23 protein-coding genes and 1 riboswitch are annotated in these 22,790 nt (G+C 44.1%); of the genes, 18 read left to right on the forward strand and 5 right to left on the reverse strand.

The window, feature by feature from the left end:
- The first annotated feature begins 27 nt into the window (after positions 1–27).
- The 4 genes from SporoP17a_RS11600 (at position 28) to SporoP17a_RS11615 (ending at position 3,598) form a co-directional block, all read left to right on the forward strand.
- The gene (locus SporoP17a_RS11600) at positions 28–1,074 is read left to right on the forward strand and encodes a threonine aldolase family protein (RefSeq protein WP_083034791.1); all 1,047 of its coding nucleotides are present in this window, start codon (positions 28–30) and stop codon (positions 1,072–1,074) included.
- A gap of 259 nt (positions 1,075–1,333) precedes the next feature.
- Positions 1,334–1,768, forward strand: a complete 435-nt coding sequence (locus SporoP17a_RS11605) for a hypothetical protein (RefSeq protein WP_083034793.1) — start codon at positions 1,334–1,336, stop codon at positions 1,766–1,768.
- Between the two features lie 256 nt (positions 1,769–2,024).
- Entirely contained in the window at positions 2,025–2,678 is a 654-nt protein-coding gene (locus tag SporoP17a_RS11610; RefSeq protein WP_083034795.1) for a VTT domain-containing protein, read from the forward strand.
- Between the two features lie 317 nt (positions 2,679–2,995).
- Complete coding sequence (locus SporoP17a_RS11615) at positions 2,996–3,598, forward strand: serine/threonine protein kinase (protein ID WP_083036066.1); 603 nt, start codon at positions 2,996–2,998, stop codon at positions 3,596–3,598.
- Between the two features lie 58 nt (positions 3,599–3,656).
- Here the strand turns inward: SporoP17a_RS11615 and SporoP17a_RS11620 are convergent, their stop codons facing one another.
- Positions 3,657–4,709 (reverse strand): FUSC family protein, encoded by a 1,053-nt coding sequence (locus SporoP17a_RS11620; RefSeq protein ID WP_083034798.1) that lies wholly within the window; start codon positions 4,707–4,709, stop codon positions 3,657–3,659.
- A 244-nt stretch (positions 4,710–4,953) separates the two neighbouring features.
- Between SporoP17a_RS11620 and SporoP17a_RS11625 the strand changes: the two genes are divergently transcribed.
- The 5 genes from SporoP17a_RS11625 (at position 4,954) to SporoP17a_RS11645 (ending at position 8,097) form a co-directional block, all read left to right on the forward strand.
- Positions 4,954–5,208, forward strand: coding sequence for a GlsB/YeaQ/YmgE family stress response membrane protein (locus tag SporoP17a_RS11625; RefSeq protein ID WP_083036068.1), 255 nt, complete (start codon positions 4,954–4,956; stop codon positions 5,206–5,208).
- A gap of 137 nt (positions 5,209–5,345) precedes the next feature.
- Positions 5,346–5,693, forward strand: a complete 348-nt coding sequence (locus tag SporoP17a_RS11630) for an ArsR/SmtB family transcription factor (RefSeq protein ID WP_083034799.1) — start codon at positions 5,346–5,348, stop codon at positions 5,691–5,693.
- A 15-nt stretch (positions 5,694–5,708) separates the two neighbouring features.
- Positions 5,709–7,007 carry an arsenic transporter gene (locus tag SporoP17a_RS11635; protein ID WP_083034800.1) on the forward strand — a complete coding sequence of 433 codons (1,299 nt, stop codon included), beginning with the start codon at positions 5,709–5,711 and terminating at the stop codon, positions 7,005–7,007.
- 24 nt (positions 7,008–7,031) lie between these two features.
- The gene (arsC, locus tag SporoP17a_RS11640) at positions 7,032–7,451 is read left to right on the forward strand and encodes an arsenate reductase (thioredoxin) (RefSeq protein ID WP_083034802.1); all 420 of its coding nucleotides are present in this window, start codon (positions 7,032–7,034) and stop codon (positions 7,449–7,451) included.
- Positions 7,452–7,587: 136 nt separating this feature from the next.
- Positions 7,588–8,097, forward strand: coding sequence for a YfiT family bacillithiol transferase (locus SporoP17a_RS11645; RefSeq protein ID WP_083034804.1), 510 nt, complete (start codon positions 7,588–7,590; stop codon positions 8,095–8,097).
- 58 nt (positions 8,098–8,155) lie between these two features.
- Here SporoP17a_RS11645 and SporoP17a_RS11650 read toward each other — a convergent pair whose 3' ends face one another.
- Positions 8,156–8,578 carry a hypothetical protein gene (locus SporoP17a_RS11650; protein ID WP_083034806.1) on the reverse strand — a complete coding sequence of 141 codons (423 nt, stop codon included), beginning with the start codon at positions 8,576–8,578 and terminating at the stop codon, positions 8,156–8,158.
- A gap of 108 nt (positions 8,579–8,686) precedes the next feature.
- Between SporoP17a_RS11650 and SporoP17a_RS11655 the strand changes: the two genes are divergently transcribed.
- The 4 genes from SporoP17a_RS11655 to SporoP17a_RS11665 all read left to right on the forward strand — a co-directional run bounded on the left by SporoP17a_RS11655 (position 8,687) and on the right by SporoP17a_RS11665 (position 11,177).
- Positions 8,687–9,439, forward strand: a complete 753-nt coding sequence (locus SporoP17a_RS11655) for a TcaA NTF2-like domain-containing protein (protein WP_083034807.1) — start codon at positions 8,687–8,689, stop codon at positions 9,437–9,439.
- Positions 9,440–9,650: 211 nt separating this feature from the next.
- Positions 9,651–9,794, forward strand: coding sequence for a hypothetical protein (locus SporoP17a_RS16785; RefSeq protein WP_156890564.1), 144 nt, complete (start codon positions 9,651–9,653; stop codon positions 9,792–9,794).
- A gap of 585 nt (positions 9,795–10,379) precedes the next feature.
- Positions 10,380–10,706, forward strand: a complete 327-nt coding sequence (locus SporoP17a_RS11660) for a YnfA family protein (RefSeq protein WP_083034809.1) — start codon at positions 10,380–10,382, stop codon at positions 10,704–10,706.
- A gap of 51 nt (positions 10,707–10,757) precedes the next feature.
- Positions 10,758–11,177 (forward strand): PaaI family thioesterase, encoded by a 420-nt coding sequence (locus tag SporoP17a_RS11665; protein WP_083034811.1) that lies wholly within the window; start codon positions 10,758–10,760, stop codon positions 11,175–11,177.
- A gap of 30 nt (positions 11,178–11,207) precedes the next feature.
- On the opposite strand, the gene SporoP17a_RS11670 is transcribed toward SporoP17a_RS11665, so the two are convergent.
- On the reverse strand, positions 11,208–12,044 hold the full coding sequence (locus tag SporoP17a_RS11670) for a cytochrome c oxidase assembly protein (RefSeq protein ID WP_083034813.1): 837 nt from the start codon (positions 12,042–12,044) through the stop codon (positions 11,208–11,210).
- Entirely contained in the window at positions 12,034–12,537 is a 504-nt protein-coding gene (locus tag SporoP17a_RS11675) for a DUF2243 domain-containing protein (RefSeq protein WP_083034816.1), read from the reverse strand. Before SporoP17a_RS11675 ends, SporoP17a_RS11670 begins: the two co-directional genes overlap by 11 nt.
- A 728-nt stretch (positions 12,538–13,265) precedes the next feature.
- Here SporoP17a_RS11675 and SporoP17a_RS11680 point away from each other — a divergent pair.
- From SporoP17a_RS11680 to SporoP17a_RS11700, 5 genes are all read left to right on the forward strand, one after another.
- Complete coding sequence (locus SporoP17a_RS11680) at positions 13,266–14,387, forward strand: glycerate kinase (RefSeq protein ID WP_083034818.1); 1,122 nt, start codon at positions 13,266–13,268, stop codon at positions 14,385–14,387.
- A 64-nt stretch (positions 14,388–14,451) separates the two neighbouring features.
- Positions 14,452–15,873: an alanine/glycine:cation symporter family protein gene (locus SporoP17a_RS11685; protein ID WP_083034820.1), complete on the forward strand. Its 1,422-nt coding sequence runs from the start codon at positions 14,452–14,454 to the stop codon at positions 15,871–15,873.
- Between the two features lie 340 nt (positions 15,874–16,213).
- Positions 16,214–16,390, forward strand: a riboswitch (cobalamin riboswitch).
- Positions 16,391–16,549: 159 nt separating this feature from the next.
- Positions 16,550–18,772 carry a ribonucleoside-diphosphate reductase subunit alpha gene (locus SporoP17a_RS11690; protein WP_083034822.1) on the forward strand — a complete coding sequence of 741 codons (2,223 nt, stop codon included), beginning with the start codon at positions 16,550–16,552 and terminating at the stop codon, positions 18,770–18,772.
- Entirely contained in the window at positions 18,760–19,197 is a 438-nt protein-coding gene (locus SporoP17a_RS11695; protein WP_083034824.1) for a flavodoxin, read from the forward strand. Before SporoP17a_RS11690 ends, SporoP17a_RS11695 begins: the two co-directional genes overlap by 13 nt.
- Entirely contained in the window at positions 19,176–20,213 is a 1,038-nt protein-coding gene (locus SporoP17a_RS11700) for a ribonucleotide-diphosphate reductase subunit beta (protein WP_083034826.1), read from the forward strand. Before SporoP17a_RS11695 ends, SporoP17a_RS11700 begins: the two co-directional genes overlap by 22 nt.
- 1,031 nt (positions 20,214–21,244) lie before the next feature.
- On the opposite strand, the gene SporoP17a_RS11705 is transcribed toward SporoP17a_RS11700, so the two are convergent.
- Positions 21,245–22,789, reverse strand: a complete 1,545-nt coding sequence (locus SporoP17a_RS11705) for a succinyl-CoA:acetate CoA-transferase ScpC (RefSeq protein ID WP_083034828.1) — start codon at positions 22,787–22,789, stop codon at positions 21,245–21,247.
- Between the last annotated feature and the right edge of the window lies 1 nt (position 22,790).

Consider the following 22,790-nt stretch of genomic DNA (forward strand, 5'->3'; position numbering starts at 1 on the left):
ATCAGGCATATTTGGAGATGGACAACGATGATACGATTTGAAAATGATTATACGGAAGGCGCTCATCCGCGGATTCTGCAGCGGTTGATCGAAACAAATGAAGAGCAAACTGCTGGATACGGTATGGATGCACATTGCGAAAAAGCTAAAGAGTATATTCGGAGAGAATGTGAAGCGGAAGAAGCGGATATTCATTTTTTAGTAGGGGGTACCCAAACGAATACTACGATTATTGCATCCATTTTACGTTCGCATCAAGGAGCTGTCGCTGCGGAAAGTGGACATATTGCAACACATGAAACAGGAGCGATTGAATCTACTGGACATAAAGTGCTAACTATACCTAGTGAAAATGGAAAAATTACAGCCGAGCAAGTAAAAGAGTTAGTGGATGCTCACTGGAATGAAGCGAGTCCCGAACATAGTGTACAACCTGGACTTGTATATATTTCTAATCCAACAGAAAACGGGACGACGTATACGAAAGCGGAATTGGAAGCTTTAAGTGAAGTGTGTGGAGAAAGTCAGTTGCCATTAGTACTCGACGGTGCTCGATTAGGGTATGGTTTATCTTCGGTCGATAACGATATCACGTTAGCGGATTATGCACGACTCTGTGATGTGTTCTATATTGGTGGAACGAAGGTCGGTGCGATGTTCGGTGAAGCGGTAGTTATTACAAATGATTCACTAAAAAAGGATTTCCGTTATATTATCAAACAAAGAGGCGGCTTGCTCGCTAAAGGCAGACTGTTAGGGATCCAGTTTGAAACGTTGTTTGAAGACGGTTTATATTATGAAGTATCGAAGCACGCTGTGGAAATGGCGTCTATTCTTCGACGAGCATTTGAAGAGAATGGATTTGCCTTTCGTTATGATTCCACAACCAATCAGCAATTCCCGATTTTACCGGAGTATGTCATGACGGAGTTAAGCAAAAAGTATTCATTCTCCTTCTGGGAAAAAGTCGACGCAACGCATAGTGCGGTTCGTTTTTGTACAAGCTGGTCTACTAAGAAAGAACATGTAGATCTGTTCGTGAACGATTTACACCAGCTATGTGTTACTTCCTAATACTTTCCGTTTGGGGTTAAATGACGGTAGATAGTAAATCAAGACCTACTCTACTAGAGAGGTTTGTTTAGGAATATGGATGGAATAGTAATTTTAGCAGCTCTATTGGCAATTCACGTTGGATACGAGACCTTACCAGTTTTTCGGGTAGGGTCTCTTTTGGTGTGTATATGACATCCTAGAGATTGACATAGAGTCGTTTATTCATAAAGTCAGAGGGAATAGATAATCAACTACCTTTAGGAAAGAGGGGGAGCAGATGAAGCGATTTTGGCAGTTAGTCGGCATAGGAATTGCCGGTGGTGCTGTTTTGGCGCTACTCATGCTGGTTATATGGGCTGTAACTGGAAATGAAGCATATATTTTACTGTATAATGTAGATTACTTCCCCATCATTCATGTCTTTTCGCACGTATTGTGGTTTGGTATCGTCTTTCACTTCGTTTTTTGCATTGCCAGTGTGTTGGGGCTGTTTTATCTATTGAGTTTTTTAAACTGGCAATATAAAATGTGGCCGTATATTGTGGTGTACACAGTAGGAAGCGGAGTTTTGTATTTCCTAACCTTGCTAACCGATCGGCCGCCAGCAGCAGATGACGGCATGGCCTGGTTGTACTGGACAGGGAGTCATTTGGTGTTCAGTGTGCTCGTTGCTAGCATGGTCAGCCGATACGTTGACCGCGGTCGTGTGTAGCGCATCCGGGATTCAATTGCTTGGATCATGTCATGCGTTGTCCTATCTAGTCTTTCGTACAATTACGGAGTATTTTCTTATCATTCTCTCCTATTTGCTTTCAATCTGGAAGGGGAACCTTATTTATTTTACTGACTAGGCACTTTTTAAGGATAAATACCATGCGTTGAACGTAATGTAGATAGACGATGTGTATACATCTGGCATCCTCACTTGCGTATCGCTGCAGTCACTTTTCTTAAAAAGGAGCCTTTACATGAACCTCATTCAAGGACTCATCAGCTTCATCTTGCATATTGATGAACATCTGGTCGATATCATTCAACTATTTGGTAGCTGGTCATATGTCATCTTATTTTTAATCGTTTTTGTTGAAACCGGAGTCGTGATCTTTCCCTTTCTACCTGGAGATTCCCTGCTGTTCGCAGGCGGTGCATTTGCGGCTCTAGATGCTTTTAATATTTGGTTCGTTGTCGCGGTCTTCTTTGTTGCGGCCGTCCTCGGCGATACCGTGAACTATCGTATTGGACGTAAAGTAGGGATGTCGATTTCTCCTGGTAGTTGGCTAGGGAAAGTCATAAACCAAGAGAAAATGAAAGCTGCGGAAGCGTTCTTTAATACGCATGGTGGGAAAACGATCCTGATTGCCCGCTTTATGCCGTTTGTCCGGACATTCGCTCCGTTCGTTGCAGGCGCGAGCCGCATGAATTACCGGTACTTTGCTTTCTATAACGTCGTTGGGGCGGCATTTTGGGTAGGCATATGCACCATGCTCGGGTATTTATTCGGCAATATTCCTATCATTAAAGAAAACTTTTCTACGGTATTGCTTGCAATTATTCTTTTATCTGTCTTGCCTGCGTTGCTCGGCATTGTGAAAAGTAAAGTTAGCAGTCAAACCGTGCGATGAGAGGAATCAGTTGTTATACACTGAAACTGTCAATAAATACCTATACATTCGTAGTTAGTTGACATATAAGCCGGTTCAATTTAAAGTGAATCTATAATAGTATACGAACACTTCCGTTAAGGGGAGTAGCTGTTACAGTAAGAGTCGTCAATACGGGATGGGAATCCTCGGCTTTACTGGCAACTCACGTTGTTTGCGAGACCTTACCAATTATTTGGTGAGGTCTCTTTTCATTTCAGTTGAGACATCAAAGCCACTAATTGGTCTTGATGTCTTTCTTATATGTATCGAAAACTATTGGAGGTTATATTTTGAGTATGTATCAGGAACTTGTACATTCCATTGTCATCACGAAAAAGAATCGACTAGTGGACTTTCATCCATCTCTGCAACTCGTCGGAACCGGGAGAAGTGCGTTTGTTTTCCGAGTCAAATCTTCGAACAAGGCAATTAAAGTATTCTTTCCAAACTCCGTGTACATCGCGAAGGAAGAAGCCGAGATTTATCAAACATTGAAAGACATTCATTATTTCCCCTGCATCTATGAAACCGGTGCGAATTACGTAGTGATGGATTACGTCGAAGGGCATACACTTTTTGATTGTATGACGAATGGGCGAGTCATTACAGAGGCTCATATTAAAGAAATTGATTACGCACTATCGCTAGCGGCCAATACAGGCTTAAATCCATCTGATATTCATTTGCGTAATATATTTATCACATCCGATCATCAAGTGAAGCTGATCGATGTGGCGCGGTATAGACAGAAAAAAGATTGCAAACAGTGGAGCAATCTTAAAAGAGCCTACCGTCAATTTTATCGTAAACGTTTCTTTTGGAAGAAAGTCCCGAGTGCGCTTTTGAATGCTGTGGCGTTTTTGTATAAAAGAGGACTCATCCCATCGTATCGATTATAAAAATGTATATAGATAGTAGCGAGCTTTAGACACCGTCAAGCTGAAGAGAAAGAAGTAGCTATTTTTTATCTTCAGCGTCAGGCGTTAATTTCACACTGGAAGGTTCATAAAATTGATCCACTAAGTTATAAATAGTGATCAGTTCATACAAAACGACAAACTCGGGTGGGAATTGGCTTGGGTGTCTATCCTCCCGCATTGTGATTTCTTTATTGCCGTCCCAGAAAAGGTTGGTAACGTTTTGTAATTGCGTTTCATGCTTTTTCGGATTGTAGTCTATGGAATGCTTTAAGTCGTCCGCAAGCTCCTTGACAGCGTGCATGATCCGATCGCGCTCTGCCGATGTCCACGAAATGTGTTGTTCGGGTATATGGAGTAAAGCGCCTAAATGATATTCAAGATGATGTAAAAATAATAACTGTTTTTCAGCCATCTGCAGTTCTTTTTCTTTTCCTCTGACCCACGGATACAATTTGGATTCATTCCGTTGAAAATGAATCAATGTTTCCGTTTTCCTAATTTCTTTCGTAAGTTGCTTCGTGGTCTCTAGTTCATCGCGACGGTTTGTGTGTGCGTCATATAAAATCGTTCGGAAAGTCCGTTCTAAAATGGTTCCTGCTCGCTCACTGATTCGTTGGATGTTGTCTACAATATCTCTTCTGTAGTTCGGTGGGAACACCAACATATTCACTACAGTGGACACGAGCAAACCAATAGTGGTCGTACCGAGTCGAATGAAAAAGGCGAATAAGTAGTTGCTGTGGATGACTTCGACCATCGCTACAGCTGTCAATGTGGCAACGAGTAGACCGGCATGCAAGTTTAATCGGTAACAGACTAAAATGGTGGCTACCGCTGCTAATGTATAGGTAATCGGGGAATTCCCGAAGAGCGTAATAAAAAATACAGCGAATGCAGAGCCGATTGCCGATGCTGGAAATCGAATCAGTCCTTTTTTGATGGAATCGCTGACCGTTGGCTCGATCGTGACAATCGCTGTGATGACAGCGAATACGGGAGGCCAATTAAACCACTCACAAATGATAGCTGTCAACAAGATCGCTATCCCGGTTTTTACTATTCGGCCACCGTGGAAATGAAAGGATCGCATGCGGTTATAACCTCCAGTTTCTACTGCGTATGTCTAGTACTGTAGTACATTATAGCATCTGAAACCATCGGAATGTAGGAGCGATCCTTTTTGCATACGTATCTACCTACACACATTTTTAATTGGCGAATACTATGCTGTAACGAGGAATAGATTGCTACTAAGGTGTCACTCGATTACTGTCTTGTCATGTTCGCAAGTAGCATGCTAAATACGTGTGAAACTAGGAGAAGGGATGTGTGAAATGAGTATCCTTTTATATTTGATAGTTGGCGGTGTGATTGGCTGGTTTGCTAGTCTGATCATTGGCAAAAGTGTCCCGGGCGGTATTGTCGGTAACATTCTTACAGGAATCATAGGTGCGTGGATTGGCGGAAGTTTATTTGGCAGTTGGGGACCACGCTTAGGGGACTTTTATGTTATACCGACGATTGTCGGGGCGCTGATTTTTGTCATCATCGTCAGCTATATTATGAAAGCTGCGTACAAAAGTCGGTAACTAAATGAAGAAGAGGGCTACCCGAATTGTCGAGGGTGGTCCTTTTTTATTGATTACACTACAGAAGACGATGAAAATTCTACTTGCGTACATAAGCATATCGTTATATGATGCATAAAGAAGTGGAGGGATGGACTATGAATACACCTGTTACGGTTGATCTACAACGGGCATCACGACTGTTAAAATTGCTAGGTGATCCGACGCGGTTGACGATGATGAAGCTACTCCATGCACATGAATGCTGTGTCTGTGAATTTGTTGCGATTTTTAAAATGAGTCAGCCGGCAATTAGCCAGCACTTACGGAAACTTCGTGATATGGAGTTGGTTAAAGAAGAACGTAGAGGTCAATGGATTTTCTTCTCGATCAATGAGCACCATGAAGAGTATCCGTTTATTCAAAGCATCCTTGAACACCTTCCAGAACAGAATGAATCCATCGCTGAATTGGAAGCACAAGGGCTTCGAATTTGTTGTGAATAAGGAGGAGAAAGTACGTTGGCTTCAGTCATAACCGCATCATTGATTTTCATCATCACATTGATTTTTGTCATTTGGCAGCCTAGAAACTTATCGATCGGATGGTCTGCCTGTATTGGTGCCATCATCGCATTAGGAGTAGGGGTTGTTAATTTCCAAGACGTCATGGACGTAACGGGAATCGTCTGGAATGCTACGCTAGCTTTCATCGCAATCATCATTATTTCATTAGTCTTGGATGAAATCGGATTTTTCGAGTGGTCCGCTCTACATATGGCTAGATTAGCCAAAGGCAGTGGTATTCGCCTATTTATTTACGTCACCATTTTAGGCGCAGTCGTGGCTGCTCTGTTCGCAAACGATGGGGCGGCTCTTATATTAACACCCATTGTACTTTCGATGGTACGAAATTTACATTTTAATGAAAAAATGATTTTCCCATTTATTATGGCCAGCGGTTTTATCGCTGATACGACTTCATTGCCGTTGGTCGTAAGTAACTTAGTGAATATTGTTTCGGCAGACTTTTTTGATATCGGGTTTGTTGAATATGCATCTCGAATGATGGTCCCGAACTTATTTGCATTAGTTGCCAGTGTCCTCGTGTTGTTGTTATTCTTTCGTAAAAGTATTCCCAAAAACTATGAAGTCTCTGATTTAAAACAACCGAAAGAGGCGATCAAAGATCTCAAGTTGTTTCGACTTGCTTGGGTCATTTTAGGTGTATTGCTGATCGGGTATTTCTCTAGTGGGTTTACGGGATTGCCTGTATCTATTATTGCGGGGCTGACGGCGATATTCTTCATGGCCATGGCACAAAAAAGTCCAGCTGTTCACACGAAACAAGTGCTTACAGGTGCGCCTTGGGCGATCGTCTTCTTCTCTGTTGGGATGTATGTGGTCGTCTACGGATTGCGTAATGTCGGTCTAACGGGTGTGTTGGCGGATGTCATTCAAGTGGCAGCTGATCAAGGACTCTTTATCGCAACGGTTTCGATGGGCTTTATCGCGGCACTATTGTCATCCATTATGAATAATATGCCGACGGTCATGATTAACGCGTTAGCCATATCAGACACGACCACGACAAGTCCTATTCGCGAAGCGTTGATTTACGCAAATGTTATCGGATCGGATTTAGGACCCAAAATCACCCCGATCGGTTCATTGGCCACTTTATTATGGTTGCATGTACTGTCTCAAAAAGGTGTGAAGATCTCTTGGGGTAGCTATTTTAAGATCGGTATTATATTAACAGTACCTACACTCCTGATTACACTCATCGGACTGTATCTATGGCTGTCAATCGTACAATAAATCATCGAAAAAGGGGATTTCATTATGCAGAAAAAAACACTCTACTTCTTATGTACAGGCAACTCATGCCGTAGCCAAATGGCTGAAGGGTGGGGCAAAAAGTATCTCGGAGAAGAATGGCAAGTTCTCAGTGCTGGAATTGAAGCGCATGGTGTCAATCCACATGCTATACAAGCTATGAATGAAGTGGGCATCGACATTTCCAATCAAACTTCAGATATCATCGATCCACAAATCTTACACCATGCAGATGTCGTCGTCACTCTTTGTGGAGATGCTGCCGACAAGTGTCCGATGACACCACCCCATGTAAAACGTGATCATTGGGGATTTGATGACCCTGCAAAAGCACAAGGAACGGATGAAGAGAAATGGGCATTCTTCCAGCGTGTGCGCGATGAAATAGGTGCACGGATTGCGCACTTTTCTAAAACGGGTGAATGAAAGTAAAAGGCTGTAGATGCTGATCCGTGCTATTCGTTGACATGTGAAGCGCTTCTTTTACATATTACTACGTCCTATAAATAGAATAATCAGATAGTACGTGAGATAATGAGACTATGAAAAGGAGGGGTTCGTCATGGATCATCGATTTCCGATCGGGGAATTACACGTTCCGGAACAGGTGACGTTGGAAGATGTTCAACAGTGGTTACAAAAAATGGAGAGCTATGCTACTCGATTGAGGGAAACTGTGGATGCATTGAATGAGGAAGAGTTGAACAAAACGTATCGCGAAGGTGCGTGGACCGTTCGTCAATTGGTGCATCACATTGCAGATTCGCAGTTGACTATGTATCAGCGATTAAAGCTTGCGTTAACAGAAGACCAGCCAACTGCTCCCGCTTTCGATCAAGAGAAGTGGGCTGTATTACCTGACACGCAGCTGCCGGTTGAGCCTTCGATTAACATGCTAGAAGGAATCAATGAACGTATAGTTGCGTTAGGCAATAGTCTAACGGAAGAGCAACTGCAACGAACATTTATTCATCAAGTAAACGGTGAGATCACAGTAGCGAGAAAAGTAGCGAAGTTGGCTTGGCATGAAGAACATCACTTAGCACATATTGAGATCGCTTTGGCGAAATGAGTACGTAGTGTAATGTATAGACCCCGCCACTTCTTCATATGGAGAAAGTGGCGGGTTTTTAATGTTCCCCGGTACCTCTCGAGCGTTTGATTGCACGAACCAATGCCAGTTCTGACTGGTGATTGGCATAGTCAACCAGTTGTGGCACGCGAAATAGATCAAGCAGTAACCAAAGGTACGGAATGAATGGAAGAATGATAAAGTGCGGATGCATGAGTAAAAATAAGATATAATCAAAAATCATTTGATTGATATACGCATCTCTGATGAAATAAATGATTACACCATTCAGTAATAACGTGTAAATTGCACCAAAAATCGCGTATGGCGTAATACCAAGATAAAATCTGTGAAGAAAGTAATTGCCAAAGAGTATCAGAAGTACATACGTGATGGCATTTGTTTTCTTGCGGTTATTGTATTCATACTGTAATTGCATTACTTCTTCATATGTCATGCCTTTCTTACTTACATAGTCCATTATACCGTTACCTCCTATAGTTCATTATGTCACTTAAACTACTATATCATAAATTAGTCTGGTATAATCAGACTAATTATATGAATGTATGAAAGGTGGCATAACTATATGAAATGTACAAGATGTGGACGTCATTTGCAGTCTAGACATGAAGATTGTCCGAATTGTGGTGAGCCGATTGTCTATAAATTAGAGAAAAGTCATAATTTGGCGAAGATGTTTTTTTCAGCATTGTTGACGATTGTAGCCTTAGTGGCGGTAGTTGTTATACTATACAGTGACCATGATTTTACGTTGAAAAAAGAGAGTGTAGAACAGGCAACAGAATCTGTCTTGGGTGGATCAACTACTAATCCCAGCTCTGATGAGGAGCGGGCGGAAGAATACGAACAGGTTGCGGATAATCCCGAGGTCGCAACTAAAAGTGTATCAGTACAATCTAATCCGGTTATAGAAGATACGCAAGAATATGAGGTTGATGAACCGTTACCGATGCGTGAGCTAGTGGAAGAATTCTATCTAGACTATCGCTTGACATATAGTGAGTCATTGAACAATTTAGATTTTAGTATAGTCGAACCGTATTTAACTCCAAATAGTCCAGCGTACAGTGGAATGTATGAATACATAGGCGATAACAAAGAATCCGGATATTATTTCAACTTCTATGATAACGAAATATTGGACTATTATAGAGACAATGACATGCTGTATCTAAAAACATACGAAGCGTTCGATTTAATTGATCGGAATGGAGAAATAACTTCACATCAGCGAAATAAAACCTATGCAATAGTTTTGAATTACAATAATGTACCTGTTCAAATAGATGCAATTGAGATTACAAATTATTATCGATAACTACAAGATGATTCTGAAGCAAATTTGACTTTACAATGTACAGACTTATGGATTATAGGTAAGTCTATGAGAGATGAATGTGAAGAGGCAAAGAATCATTGTACTCATATCATAGCTTATAGTCGGTATTCTATCTGGTGTATTAACCAAGATGCTGGAATCTATCCCTTTCATTGTAGATGTCTTCACTAGATGGGTATTTGAGAATTAATTGCGACGTGCATTGCGGGTATACAGTCAAAATGCTATGCAGGCAACGATTCATACGTTGCTATTCTTTTTAGGAATGTTGATCGGCTATTATCTATACTCTGCCGATTTAACTGGCGTGTATTCGACGAATGATATGAAGTAATGAGGTGTCTAATTGGTAGTTACGCCATTTCTTTCGGTGGTCGTCTGGTATGCGATACATAGTAGATACTAGGCTTGTTTTTTACCTGCGTTATCTATAGGGATGGTGTTAAGTCTCACACTAGGAATCGGGTTATTTTATTTGATGTTAATTAATTGGAAAAACTTATTATCTACATCATTTTGTGCGTGATCTTCTATCGAAACCTTAAACACTGACTATCGTGATTGTTCTTTCTGTTATGGTCACATGTGTAATTGATTTAACGCCATTATTTTGGTTCTTAATGTTTTGATTTATACTACTTTACGGACCCTTTTCTATCGATGAAGAGAGTCTCTTTGTGAATGTGTAATAAATGAAAGTTGAATCGTCATTTTTAATTAATTCCACGCCAAGTTATCTGTTCAAAATGTAACAAACCCAATTATAGTTTGTCAGAACTATGATATAGTGAGTACTAGTTTTTATGAAAAGATCTTATATAGTAACCATTTGGTGTTAACACATTACATGGTTATGAGTAGTTGATCGGTCCAGAACAATTTATCCGAAGTGTGGAAGTGTATAAATGGAGGTTTACTGATGTTGAAGGTCGTGGTGATCTTTCTGCTGGCCGGCTTGGCTGAAATCGGCGGAGGATATTTGATTTGGCAATGGTTGCGCGAAGGGAAATCTGCACTGTTCGGATTATTCGGCGGCATCGCCTTAATTTTATATGGGGTAGTGGTCACATTCCAGACATTCCCGACATTTGGCAGAGTGTATGCGGCATATGGGGGCGTGTTCGTCTTTCTATCCGTATTATGGGGATGGGGAATTGATAAAAAAACGCCTGATTTGTACGACTTCCTAGGGGCAGGAATTTGCCTGATTGGCGTAACCGTTATATTGTTTGCACCGAGATCGTGATGGCAAGACAGGGAAATGGAGTACATCATTTGATAACGGAAGGACGTTCCTATGACGCAAAATGAAATCTTTCATATTGGCAAACAAGCATTGGAAGCCCAATCTTTCAGCAAACTATTGGGAACGAAATTGATAGAGTTTACGGTCGGGGAAGTAGTACTGGAAGTTCCCATCACGGAACACGTTCTACAGCAACATGGTTTTGTACACGGTGGGGTCATTGGCTATGCAGCAGATAACGCATTGACTTTTGTAGGCGGTTCCGTTCTAGGCCCAAACGTACTGACAGCAGAATACAAAATCAACTATGTACGGCCCGCTGTAGGTGAAACATTAATCGCCCGGGCGACAGTGATTTCTGCTGGAAAACGACAAGCCGTCTGCCGCTGTGATGTATTTGCTGTCAAGGATGGTGAAGAAAAGATGTGTGCCACTGCCCAAGGGACCATTATGACAGTCGTATTGGAATAATGAAATGAATAAACTACTACAACAACGCACCTAGTAGCTAGCAGGTGCGTTTTGTGTCGTTTCATTCGCGTGCATATGACCGGCCGCAGTAGTCGTAGCGTACGTCCGTTGACGTTTGGTCGAGTGATACCAGTTGTGAAACAATAGAATGATGATCACAAGATCCACCGCATCGCCACCGTAATACATAAGCATCGCTCCTGCACGCGCCTCTTCAATCGGTACACCGGTAGGCGGATAGGCGTATAACCATTTGGATAAAATTCCGTGTCCCGCCAGAGCCGCGATAAAGATTGCAGTACGGTAGCGATCACTATAGCGGCGAGACACGGGATCGATGTATAAAAGAGAGATGGTAAATAGATAACCCGCAACGAATACGTGCATATGGATCACGATATGCAGCCAGAGATGATGATGCATGGCCGCAAACAATCCTGTCGTGTATAACAACCAAAGTCCGCCGATGTTTAAAATGGAAGCGATGACGGGATGTGTAAAGAACCCCGCGAGTCGGCTTTTTAACAAGCGGCTGACCTTCCTAGCCTGACGAACAGGAAGGGTCCGCAGCACTAACGTCATAGGAGCAGCGAGCGCCAATAGAAGGGGACCGAGCATGCCGAGTAAAAGATGGCCTAACATATGCCATGTAAAATGATCATGTGAAAGTTCCGCTAGCGGTCCGACCAGGGCGCTTACCGAAGCGAGTACGCCTGCTAGCCAAAACGCAATCCGTCTACGTGGCCATTTACGTAAACGCTTTTTCCGGTTGGAATGAAAGACAGCGCCCCCGTATAACAGAATAGAGAGCGATGCAAGCACCCCAAACAGCCAATCGGTTGTACTGAAGTATGCATCATGTGGCATGAAGCACCAGCCCTTCCGCAGAGCGTGCATCCCGTTGCGCTGACTTCATTAACAACAGACCGGCCACAATCATCACAATCGCCGCACCGTTCCACACGACATCATACGGGACGATGTCTACATGATAACGAATCTGATGAATGCGCATGACCTTATGTTGAATGGTTCCGTCATACAATTGGAACGCCCCGCCACCAAGTAACTTGCCACCCCAAAACATCTTATGCCATAACGCATTTCTCCTACGCAAATCCGCCACCAAATACAACGCACCCACCGTCGCAAACCAGCTAAACGCATGAAACAAACCATCCGACACTAATCCAACCGCCACCGTAGATTGATCATAAAACTTGTGCCAATGCAGCAACTGATGAAACAGTGTCTCGTCCAAAAATGCTACAAACCCAAGTCCGAATAATATACCCGCCCATAAATTTCTCTTCTGATAACTTTTCCGATTCGGCCAATTTTTCACTTGCGATACAACCACTTATTCCCACTCCTTTCCTAACGTACGTAGTGTTCCCTGAGGACGCGGTGTTTAATACATAGCGGGTGCTGGCGGATAGCTTATAGAGCGGTTGCGTGGCTGGATAGAGCGCATTACTTCGAAGTATGAGCGGCTAGCGTTTGACATTGAGCGGATCCACATCGATATAGAGCGCTTTACAGTAAACTATGAGCGATTATGTGGCTTGATAGAGCGGATGTGCAGGTGGATAGAGCGAGTTTCCCCGCGCAGCCTTGTTAGAGCGCTCCACCCTGAAGTATGAGCGGCTAGCGTTTGACATTGAGCGGATCCACATCGATATAGAGCGCTTTACAGCAAACTATGAGCGATTATGTGGCTTGATAGAGCGGATATGCAGGTGGATAGAGCGAGTTGTCCCGCGTAGCCTTGTTAGAGCGCTCCACCCTGAAGTATGAGCGGCTAGCGTTTGACATTGAGCGGATCCACATCGATATAGAGCGCTCTACAGTAAACTATGAGCGGATATACAACTCAATAGAGCGAATACGAGTACCCATAGAGCGGATACCCCCCCGAATAGAGCGAATACAAGCCCCAATTAACCAAACACACTCAGCCAAACAATCCACCTATTCATCTGCAAAGAAATTAAGCAACCTCATTAAAATAATAGATGAACCATCCACCATTTTCCGGTAACTTTTCCCGCATAATCTGCTAGAATACGAGTAAAGGGAGTGTGAGCCGTGAAAATTGTCATTGCGCCTGATGCATTTAAAGGAAGCTTGCATGCGGAAGAAGCGGCCGACGCTATATCTAGTGGAGTTCAAAAAGTCTATCCGTGCGCGGAAGTAGTTCGTTTGCCTGTTGCGGATGGCGGGGAGGGGACGCTGGCTGTCCTCGTTTCAGCAACTGGCGGGACGTTGCGAACGGTGTCTGTGCTTGATCCGTTGGGACGTACCATCGATGCATCGTTTGGCGTGCTGGGTGACGGTCAGACGGCGGTCATTGAGATGGCGCAGGCGTCTGGTTTGTTGTTGCTGGAGGGGCATGAACTCGATCCGATGAAAGCGTCAACATTTGGCACGGGCCAGTTAATTCGTCATGCGCTGGATGCGGGCTACAGGAAAATGATTATTGGACTTGGCGGCAGTGCGACGAATGATGGGGGAGCAGGTTTGCTCGAAGCGCTAGGCGTCCGGTTTTTAGCTGATGGACAGTTGTTGCAAATGAATGGGGAAATACTTCCGTTCATCAATGAAATCGATGTCTCGCAACTAGATCAGCGTTTGCTGGAGACGGACATTCACATTGCATCCGACGTAGAAAATCCATTTGTCGGTGAACAAGGGGCGTCGTGTATTTTTGGTCCGCAAAAAGGGGCGGACGCGGAAATGGTTTTGCGTTTAGATGAAGGATTACGTCATTTGGCGGACGAGACAGAAAGGCAGACAGGCGTGCGGTTGCATGAGTTGCGCGGTGCAGGAGCGGCTGGGGGGAGTGCAGGTGCATTAATTGCATACTGTGGTGCGCATCTTGAAAGTGGAATAGATGTCGTGCTGGAGGCGATGGATTTTGTAACGCATCTATCTTCAGCAGATTTCATTGTGACGGGCGAAGGCAAGACAGATCGGCAGACGCTTGCAGGCAAGGCATTAATGGGGATTGCGAAGCTTGCGAAAGTAGAGAGTGTTCCCGTTATAGTCATTTCGGGGACTATTGAGGAAGCGGCGCGTGAAGAGCTACTCGAGTGGTTTTCTGAATTGCATTCATTGGATGACGGGAAGAGGTCGTTAGCTGAATTGATGGCACGTGCAGCGGAATTATTGGAGAATAAAGCGTTGACAGTCATGCAAACTAAAAAATAGTTTTTAGTATGTCAAGCGTAGTAGGGTAGCATGTGGGGTATAGCATACACAAGGAGGTGGTCAGATGTTTCAAGACGCGATTGACTGGCTTGTAGGGCCGGCGAATAATTTTATTTGGACATATGTTTTAATTGCACTTTTATTGGCAGCGGGTTTATATTTCACGATTCGCACGAAATTTGTGCAAGTACGCTTATTTCGCGAGATGTTCCGTCTGATTGTAGAGAAGAAAGACAATAATGACGGGGTGTCTCCGTTCCAAGCATTCACAATTAGTGCCGCATCACGCGTTGGGACAGGTAACGTAGCGGGGGTAGCCCTCGCGATCGGAATCGGTGGACCGGGTGCGGTATTCTGGATGTGGGTGATCGCTGTAATCGGCATGGCGACCGCATTCATCGAAAGCACATTGGCACAAGTATATAAAGTAAAAGACGGCGATACATTCCGCGGGGGACCAGCGTATTATATGCAAAAAGCGCTAGGTTGGCGGAAACTCGGGGTAGTCTTTGCGATTTTACTGACGATGTCTTTCGGATTCATATTTAACGCAGTACAATCTAACACGATCAGTCAATCATTCACTGATGTATTTGGCATTCCCGACTGGGGTGTTGGGGTCGGCTTAATACTCGTGACAGGAATCATCGTCTTCGGCGGCGTCAAACGGATTGTCAAAGTCACACAGACCATCGTACCCGTCATGGCAACTTTCTATATTTTGGTAGCATTATATATTGTTATTGTAAATATCGCAGAAGTGCCGGGCTTGATTGTATTGATATTCGAGCATGCTTTCGGAATTAAAGAAGTCATGGGTGGCGGAATTGGGATGGCGATGATGCAAGGTGTGCGTCGTGGTCTCTTCTCCAATGAAGCAGGTATGGGTAGTGTGCCAAACGCAGCCGCTACAGCTAACGTATCGCACCCAGCAAAACAAGGATTGGTACAAAGTCTTGGCGTATTTTTCGATACGATCATCATCTGTTCTGCCACCGCATTCATTATTTTGCTCGGTGGATTGTATCAATCAGGGGAAGCAAATGGGATCATCTTGACACAAAACTCCATGGCCGTACAAGTAGGCGCGTGGGCACCATATTTCATCGCGGTTGCGATCATGTTCTTCGCTTTCAGTTCGATCATCGGAAATTATTACTATGGCGAAACGAATATTGAATTTATTAATGCCAACGTCGTATGGAAACGAATCTATCAAGTACTCGTACTCGCAATGGTATATTTCGGCGCTATCGCAAAAGTACAAGTAGTATGGGATATGGCCGATCTGTTTATGGGACTAATGGCCATTATTAACCTAATTGTCATTCTACTACTCGGCAAAATCGCCTTCAAAGTACTTGACGACTTCACGAAACAACGAAGAGCTGGCAGAAACCCCGTCTTCAAATCAGCCAGCATTCCTGACTTAAAAGGCGCAGAATGTTGGGAAAAAACAGCTGAAAGAGCAGAAGACCGTTTGTGATATGGAGAAATGATATTGCGCTTTTAAAGTTTTGATCGTAAGACTTTGAATGGGTACTAAAAAACACAGTGAATTTTCTAAGTGGTTTACGTTAGAGAGTAGGATTGTAGCGGGAGCAGAAATCCCTTAACTTTACTTATTTCACACTCTATTTAAAAACATTCACACAAACGATTTAGTCAAGAAGTAAAAAGTTTGATATACTATAAAATACTGAATAGCAATAGTCGAATCGTAGTTCAGAAGAAGGATTCTGAACTTCGGTTCGATTTTTGTTTTGCATGTTTGAACACAACATGTTAGGGTTATATATGAATTAACACACTATATATAGTGTGTGATAGCAATTAGATGAATTGGTACCCACGACGTTTAAAAGGGAATCCGCCACGAACGGAGCTGCCCCCGCAACTGAGGGCACGGACGACTATCTTATGAAAACCACTGCTACGGCGGGAAGGAAAGATGGAAGAACGATGTGCCAGCCAGTAGACCTGCCAGTCATCTCAGCAAAACATTCTTCGGGGTTGGAGAGTGAAAGCACAAAGCAGTCTTTTTTCAGTCTGCCTAAAACTTTCCGCAATCTACTAAGCGTCAATCGACGATTCCCGATTATATCGGGAGTTTTTTTAATTTAGTACATAACCGAATCAATTCACTAAAGGGAGCGGATATAATGGCTATTATTCAAGAAACTGTGGGACTTCATTTATTGATGGAAAACTTACAAGAAGAATTTGGCAAGAAACAAATCGAACCGTTGATCGAAGCGAGTGAGAAATTCCAGGAGCGTCACCCGGCGAGTTCGGCAACTGAATGGACGAACGCGATGGTGTTGGAATCTTTAAGCCGTATTGATGAGGCGAATGCGTATTGGACATTTGTAGCGGCGCGTATTTATTTATTCGACGTTTATGCCAAGCAAAAAGCATTGCGTGGGGCGGATGTCTATACCGATTTTGCGAAAAATGTAGAACGTTTGGTGGAACAAGGTTTATATACGCCTGTTCTGACAGAAAAATACAGCCGGGACGAGCTTCAGGAAATCGGTAAGCTACTCGATCCTTCTCGTGACCTATTATTCACATATATTGGACTAAAAACATTAGTAGACCGCTATGTAACAGTAAACTTTAGGAAACAGTCAGTGGAGCTTCCGCAAGAGCGCTGGTTGATCATCGCGATGACGTTAATGCAAGACGAAACAGTAGATCGCATTGATAAAATCCGCGAAGCGTACTGGGCGATGAGTAATTTGTACATGACAGTTGCGACGCCTACATTATCGAACGCAGGTAAGGTGCATGGTCAACTATCTAGCTGCTTTATCGATACAGTCGACGATTCATTACAAGGGATTTACAACAGCAACACAGATATCGCGAACTTGTCGAAATTTGGTGGCGGTATCGGTGTCTATATGGGGAAAGTTCGTTCTCGCGGTGCATCGATTCGTGGCTTTGAAGGGGCATCAAGCGGTGTTCTTCCTTGGATCAAACAGCTGAACAACACAGCAGTCAGCGTCGACCAACTCGGTCAACGTCAAGGTGCCGTAGCCGTTTATCTCGACGTATGGCATCAAGACATCTTCACATTCCTCGATCTCAAGCTCAATAACGGGGATGACCGTTTGCGCGCACATGACATTTTCACAGGCGTCTGCTTGCCGGACTTGTTCATGGAAAAAGTCGAGTCCCGTGAAGACTGGCATTTATTCGATCCACATGAAGTCCGCACGAAAATGGGTTATTCATTGGAAGATTTCTATGATGAAACAAAAGGACAGGGAACATTCCGCGAGAAGTATAAAGAATGTGTCCGCAATGAAGATTTATCCAGAGAGACAGTTCCAGCGATTGAAATCATGAAACGGATCCTGCGTAGCCAGCTAGAGACAGGAACACCGTTCATGTTCTACCGTGATGAAGTAAACCGTATGAACGCTAATAAGCATGAAGGAATTATTTATTCTAGTAATTTGTGCACAGAAATAACCCAAAATATGTCAGCGTCCACACATGAATCCGTAACACTCGAAGACGATCTGGTCGTCACACGCACAAAGCCAGGCGATTTCGTTGTATGTAATCTGTCGTCGATCAACCTTGGAAGAGCGGTAACAGCAGACGTGTTAGAACGTTTGATTCGCATCCAAGTACGTATGCTCGACAACGTCATCGATCAGAACCAAATCCCAGTCGTCCAAGCACAACGCACCAATGCACGCTACCGTGGAATTGGACTCGGCACATTCGGCTGGCATCATTTACTCGCATTGAAAAACATTCAGTGGGAATCTGATGAAGCGGTGGAATTCGCAGACGAGCTGTATGAAAATATCGCATATTTGACAATTAAAGCCTCAATGGAGTTATCAAAAGAAAAAGGCGCGTATCCGTTGTTTGATGGTTCGGATTGGCAAACGGGCGAGTACTTTGAGCAACGCGAATACGATTCAAATAAATGGCGTGTACTACGCATGGATGTAGCAATGAACGGTATGCGTAACGGCTACTTGATGGCAGTCGCACCGAACAGTTCGACATCGGTTATCGCTGGCTCCACAGCGTCGATCGATCCAGTGTTCAAGCCGTTCTACCATGAAGAGAAGAAAGACTATAAATTACCGGTCATTGCACCGGATCTGGATCACAATACGTATGACATTTACCGTCGCTCTGCTTACATCGTCGATCAGCGCTGGTCTATCAAGCAAAACGCCGCGCGTCAGCAGCACATCGATCAGTCGATTTCATTCAACATCTATGTACCGAACTCCATCCGCGCATCGGTTATTTTGGACTTGCACTTGCAGGCATGGAAATCGGGTATGAAAACAACGTACTACATGCGTTCAACCGCAGCGGAGATTGAGGAGTGCGAGTGGTGTCATTCTTAATCGCCTATGCGTCCTGGAGTGGTAACACTGAGGAAGTAGCGGAATTGATTGCGGAAAACTTACAAAGTGAAGGCGTCGACGTCGATACCTATCGTATCGGCATCGGCATCATCCCAAATGTTAAAGAATATGACGCGTTGTGCATTGGTTCCTTCACATGGGAAAAAGGAGCAACACCCGATGAAGTCAAAGATTTCGTGGCGGACGTCGGCTATAAACCCGAGCTCGTCTATGTCTTTGGCACAGGGGATACACAGTTTGGCGGCGATGATCTATTTTGCAAAGCGGCAGACAAGCTGGCGAAATTCTATCATTCTCCATTTGAACCATTGAAGATCGAACAAAGCCCACGCGGCATGCAAGAACAAGCAGTTACGAATTGGACGAAAGGAGTGCTCGAACATTGGCAACACTTACACGAGTAAAAGTACTGAATCCTGCAAACCCGAATAAAGCAACAGCCATTTTCGGTGGGGAAGCAAGCGGCATCCTGAACTGGAACGACATCGCGCACCCTCATTTCTATACACTACGTCAGCGAATCCGTGCGCTTTTCTGGACAGCGAATGAAGTGGACATGACGCAAGACGTTAAACAATTCTCGAGCCTAACAAAAGAAGAGCAATCCGCATTCTTAAAAATTATCGGCCTACTGGCGACACTCGACGGTCCACAAACGGTCATCGCAATGAAAATCGCAGACTTCACAACGGATCCTTCCGTCAAGTCGATTCTAGCGACAATCGCAGACCAAGAAAGCGAACATAATCACAGCTACGCATACGTACTTTCATCCGTCACGAACTTGGACAAGCAAATGGAAGCCTTCGAAATGGGCCGTACAGACGAAGTATTAATGAAGCGAAATGAACGGATTGTAGATGTCTATAATGAATTTGCGGAGACCCCGACAATCGAAACGGTTCTAAAAGCAATGGTCTACACGACATTATTAGAAGGCCTATTCTTCTACAGTGGCTTCGCATTTTTCTATAACTTGGCGCGCCACCAAAAAATGGTCGGCACATCCACAATGATTTCGTACATTAACCGTGATGAACTGCAGCACGGTAAAGCCATCAGCGACATCTTCCGTGCAGCGTTAGCAGAAAATCCAGAGTACAACACTGACGAATTCACGGAATGGATCTATGACCAATTCCGCCACTCCGTCGAACAAGAAGTCATCTGGAGTCGCTATGTATTAGCAGGAATCGACGGCCTTGAGTTAGATGAGATGGAAGGTTACGTCAAGTATCGCGCAAACAAAATGTTACGCATGCTCGGCTTGAGCGAAATCTACCCAGAGTTCACAGACAATCCAATGAAGTGGATCCGCGCCTACGTCGATAACTTCGACGACACGAAAACGGACTTCTTCGAACAAACGAGCCGTCAGTACGTGAAAACTAGTGATTTGAATGGCTTTGATGATTTGTAATAGGTAATAATGGAAGGGGAATCCGTGATGGGTTCCTCTTTTTTATGCTGGGGGAGGGAGGGTTCGCAGTTTTTTTCAGGGAAGACGCTTATAACATATGGCTGAGCGCTCATAGTTCTGCGCTATCCGCTCATATATTTCCGTAGCCGCTCAATGAACTCCCGTATGCGCTCAATCCATCCATTGATCCGCTCTATGTATCACGGCATCCGCTCAAACTTCTTGTTTAACCGCTCAATGTCCATCATGGCGGTCAGTTCCATCCAACTGCCTGAGGGAGCGCTCACACATCTGGCCAAGCGCTCATATATCCACGCTATCCGCTCATATATTTCCGTAGCCGCTCAATGTCCGTCATGGCGGTCAGTTCCATCCAACTGCCTGAGGGGGCGCTCACACATCTGGCCAAGCGCTCATATATCCACGCTATCCGCTCATACATTTCCCCAACCGCTCAAAGAACTCCCGAAAGCGCTCAATCCATCCATTGATCCGCTCTATGTATCGCGGCGTCCGCTCAAATTTCTTGTTTAACCGCTCAATATCCGTCATGGCGGTCCGCCTAATCCAACTGCCTGAGGGGGCCGCTCACACATCTGGCCAAGCGCTCATATATCCACGCTATCCGCTCATACATTTCCCCAACCGCTCAAAGAACTCCCGAAAGCGCTCAATCCATCCATTGATCCGCTCAATATATCACGGCATCCGCTCAAACTTCTTGTTTAACCGCTCAATGTCCATCATGGCGGTCAGTTCCATCCAACTGCCTGAGGGAGCGCTCACACATCTGGCCAAGCGCTCATACATCCACGCTATTCGCTCATACATTTCCCCAACCGCTCAAAGAACTCCCGAAAGTGCTCTATCCATCCATTGATCCGCTCAATATATCACGGCATCCGCTCAAACTTCTTGTTTAACCGCTCAATGCCCATCATGGCGGTCAGTTCCATCCACCCACCCAAACCAATTCAAAACAAAAAAACCAAGCAGATCGAAATCTGCTTGGTCTTTCCTACCATATTAAATTACTTCTGAGCTTCAACAGTCTTGTGCATTGTCTTGTTCTTCGCAAGATTTACGTGCCAAGATAGAGCTTCTTCCAAGATGTGTGGAGTTTGTCCGCCCACTTGTTCGCATGCTCTGTTGTAATAATCACGAAGCTCTTCCTTGAAATCAGGGTGCGCACAGTTTTCGATCAACGCTTCTGCTTTTTGTCTTGGAGCCAAGCCGCGAAGATCCGCGTATCCTTGCTCTGTAACAATTACGTCTACGTCGTGCTCTGTGTGGTCCACGTGAGAAGAGAAAGGTACGATGGATGACACGTCTCCGCCTTTTGCGTAAGACTTCGTAACAAAAATCGCGATACGTGCGTTACGAGCGAAGTCACCAGATCCTCCGATACCGTTCATCATGCGTGTTCCGCTAACATGTGTAGAGTTTACGTTTCCGTAGATGTCTAACTCAAGCGCTGTGTTGAATGAAATGATACCCAAACGACGGATTACTTCCGGGTGGTTTGAGATTTCTTGTGGACGGAATACAAGCTTGTCACGGTATTTAGCGATATCGTCTTTGAAGTTGTCCAAACGTTTTTTAGATAGAGTCAATGAAGTAGCAGAAGCGAATTTCACTACGCCATCATCGATCAAGTCGAAGATTGCGTCTTGAAGTACTTCGGAATATACTTCGATATCTTTAAACTCGGACGTTCTCATACCGTCAAGTACCGCGTTCGCAACCGAACCAACACCTGATTGAAGAGGCATGAGTGTTTCATCCATACGGCCCAATTTGATCTCATCACGGAAGAAGTTCAACAAGTTGTTTGCGATCTCTTGTGTCTCTTCGTCTGGAGGAACGATAGGGGAAGGAATATCGCCTTTTTCTGTAAGTACGATTCCGACAACCTTCTCAGGGTCTACTTTGATACCTGGTGTACCGATTTTATCTGTTGTACTGTATATAGGAATTTCTTTACGATGGTTTTGAGCATCTGGGATATAGATGTCATGTAAGCCTTCAAATTCCATTGGTGCGTTGACGTTCAATTCAATGATGACATGCTTCGCTTCTTGAACGAAAATCGGAGAGTTACCAACAGAACCAGTCGGAATGATCGATCCGTCTTCTGTAATAGCTGCTGCTTCGATGATTGCATAGTCAACAGGTCCAATTACACCTTGGCGAATCCATTCAGATGTGTGGGAAAGGTGCTGGTCGATGTAGAATGAGTCACCTGAGTTGATTTTGCCTCGCATTGCCGGGTTACCTTGATAAGGAACACGTAGATTAATTACATCTGCATTGGCCATCAATTCATCAACGTTCGGGCCCATAGAAGCGCCAGTGAAAACGTTTACTTTGAAGTCCTCAGTTTTGCCTCGTTCTGCTAATGCCAATGGCACGGCTTTCGCGTCTCCGGACAAAGTAAATCCGCTCAGACCTAGAGACATTCCATCCTCGATCCAAGACGCTGCTTCTTCTGCTGTAACAATTTTGTCTTTCAGTGCTTCACAACGAAGTACCTTATTTAATTCGTTTGTCACGGTATCATCCACCTTACCTTTCATT

This window comes from Sporosarcina ureae, assembly GCF_002082015.1.
GTDB lineage: Bacteria > Bacillota > Bacilli > Bacillales_A > Planococcaceae > Sporosarcina > Sporosarcina ureae_A.

Bases quoted from the DNA above. Each gene is read 5' to 3' on its own strand.
- SporoP17a_RS11645 (WP_083034804.1), top strand. From the start codon at position 7,588: ATGGATCATCGATTTCCGATCGGGGAATTACACGTTCCGGAACAGGTG.
- SporoP17a_RS11660 (WP_083034809.1), top strand. From the start codon at position 10,380: ATGTTGAAGGTCGTGGTGATCTTTCTGCTGGCCGGCTTGGCTGAAATC.
- SporoP17a_RS11655 (WP_083034807.1), top strand. From the start codon at position 8,687: ATGAAATGTACAAGATGTGGACGTCATTTGCAGTCTAGACATGAAGAT.
- SporoP17a_RS11620 (WP_083034798.1), bottom strand. From the start codon at position 4,709: ATGCGATCCTTTCATTTCCACGGTGGCCGAATAGTAAAAACCGGGATA.
- SporoP17a_RS11610 (WP_083034795.1), top strand. From the start codon at position 2,025: ATGAACCTCATTCAAGGACTCATCAGCTTCATCTTGCATATTGATGAA.
- SporoP17a_RS11670 (WP_083034813.1), bottom strand. From the start codon at position 12,044: ATGCCACATGATGCATACTTCAGTACAACCGATTGGCTGTTTGGGGTG.
- SporoP17a_RS11685 (WP_083034820.1), top strand. From the start codon at position 14,452: ATGTTTCAAGACGCGATTGACTGGCTTGTAGGGCCGGCGAATAATTTT.
- SporoP17a_RS11665 (WP_083034811.1), top strand. From the start codon at position 10,758: ATGACGCAAAATGAAATCTTTCATATTGGCAAACAAGCATTGGAAGCC.
- SporoP17a_RS11625 (WP_083036068.1), top strand. From the start codon at position 4,954: ATGAGTATCCTTTTATATTTGATAGTTGGCGGTGTGATTGGCTGGTTT.
- SporoP17a_RS11615 (WP_083036066.1), top strand. From the start codon at position 2,996: ATGTATCAGGAACTTGTACATTCCATTGTCATCACGAAAAAGAATCGA.
- SporoP17a_RS11690 (WP_083034822.1), top strand. From the start codon at position 16,550: ATGGCTATTATTCAAGAAACTGTGGGACTTCATTTATTGATGGAAAAC.
- SporoP17a_RS11605 (WP_083034793.1), top strand. From the start codon at position 1,334: ATGAAGCGATTTTGGCAGTTAGTCGGCATAGGAATTGCCGGTGGTGCT.
- SporoP17a_RS11630 (WP_083034799.1), top strand. From the start codon at position 5,346: ATGAATACACCTGTTACGGTTGATCTACAACGGGCATCACGACTGTTA.
- SporoP17a_RS11705 (WP_083034828.1), bottom strand. From the start codon at position 22,789: ATGAAAGGTAAGGTGGATGATACCGTGACAAACGAATTAAATAAGGTA.
- SporoP17a_RS11600 (WP_083034791.1), top strand. From the start codon at position 28: ATGATACGATTTGAAAATGATTATACGGAAGGCGCTCATCCGCGGATT.
- SporoP17a_RS11650 (WP_083034806.1), bottom strand. From the start codon at position 8,578: ATGGACTATGTAAGTAAGAAAGGCATGACATATGAAGAAGTAATGCAA.
- arsC (WP_083034802.1), top strand. From the start codon at position 7,032: ATGCAGAAAAAAACACTCTACTTCTTATGTACAGGCAACTCATGCCGT.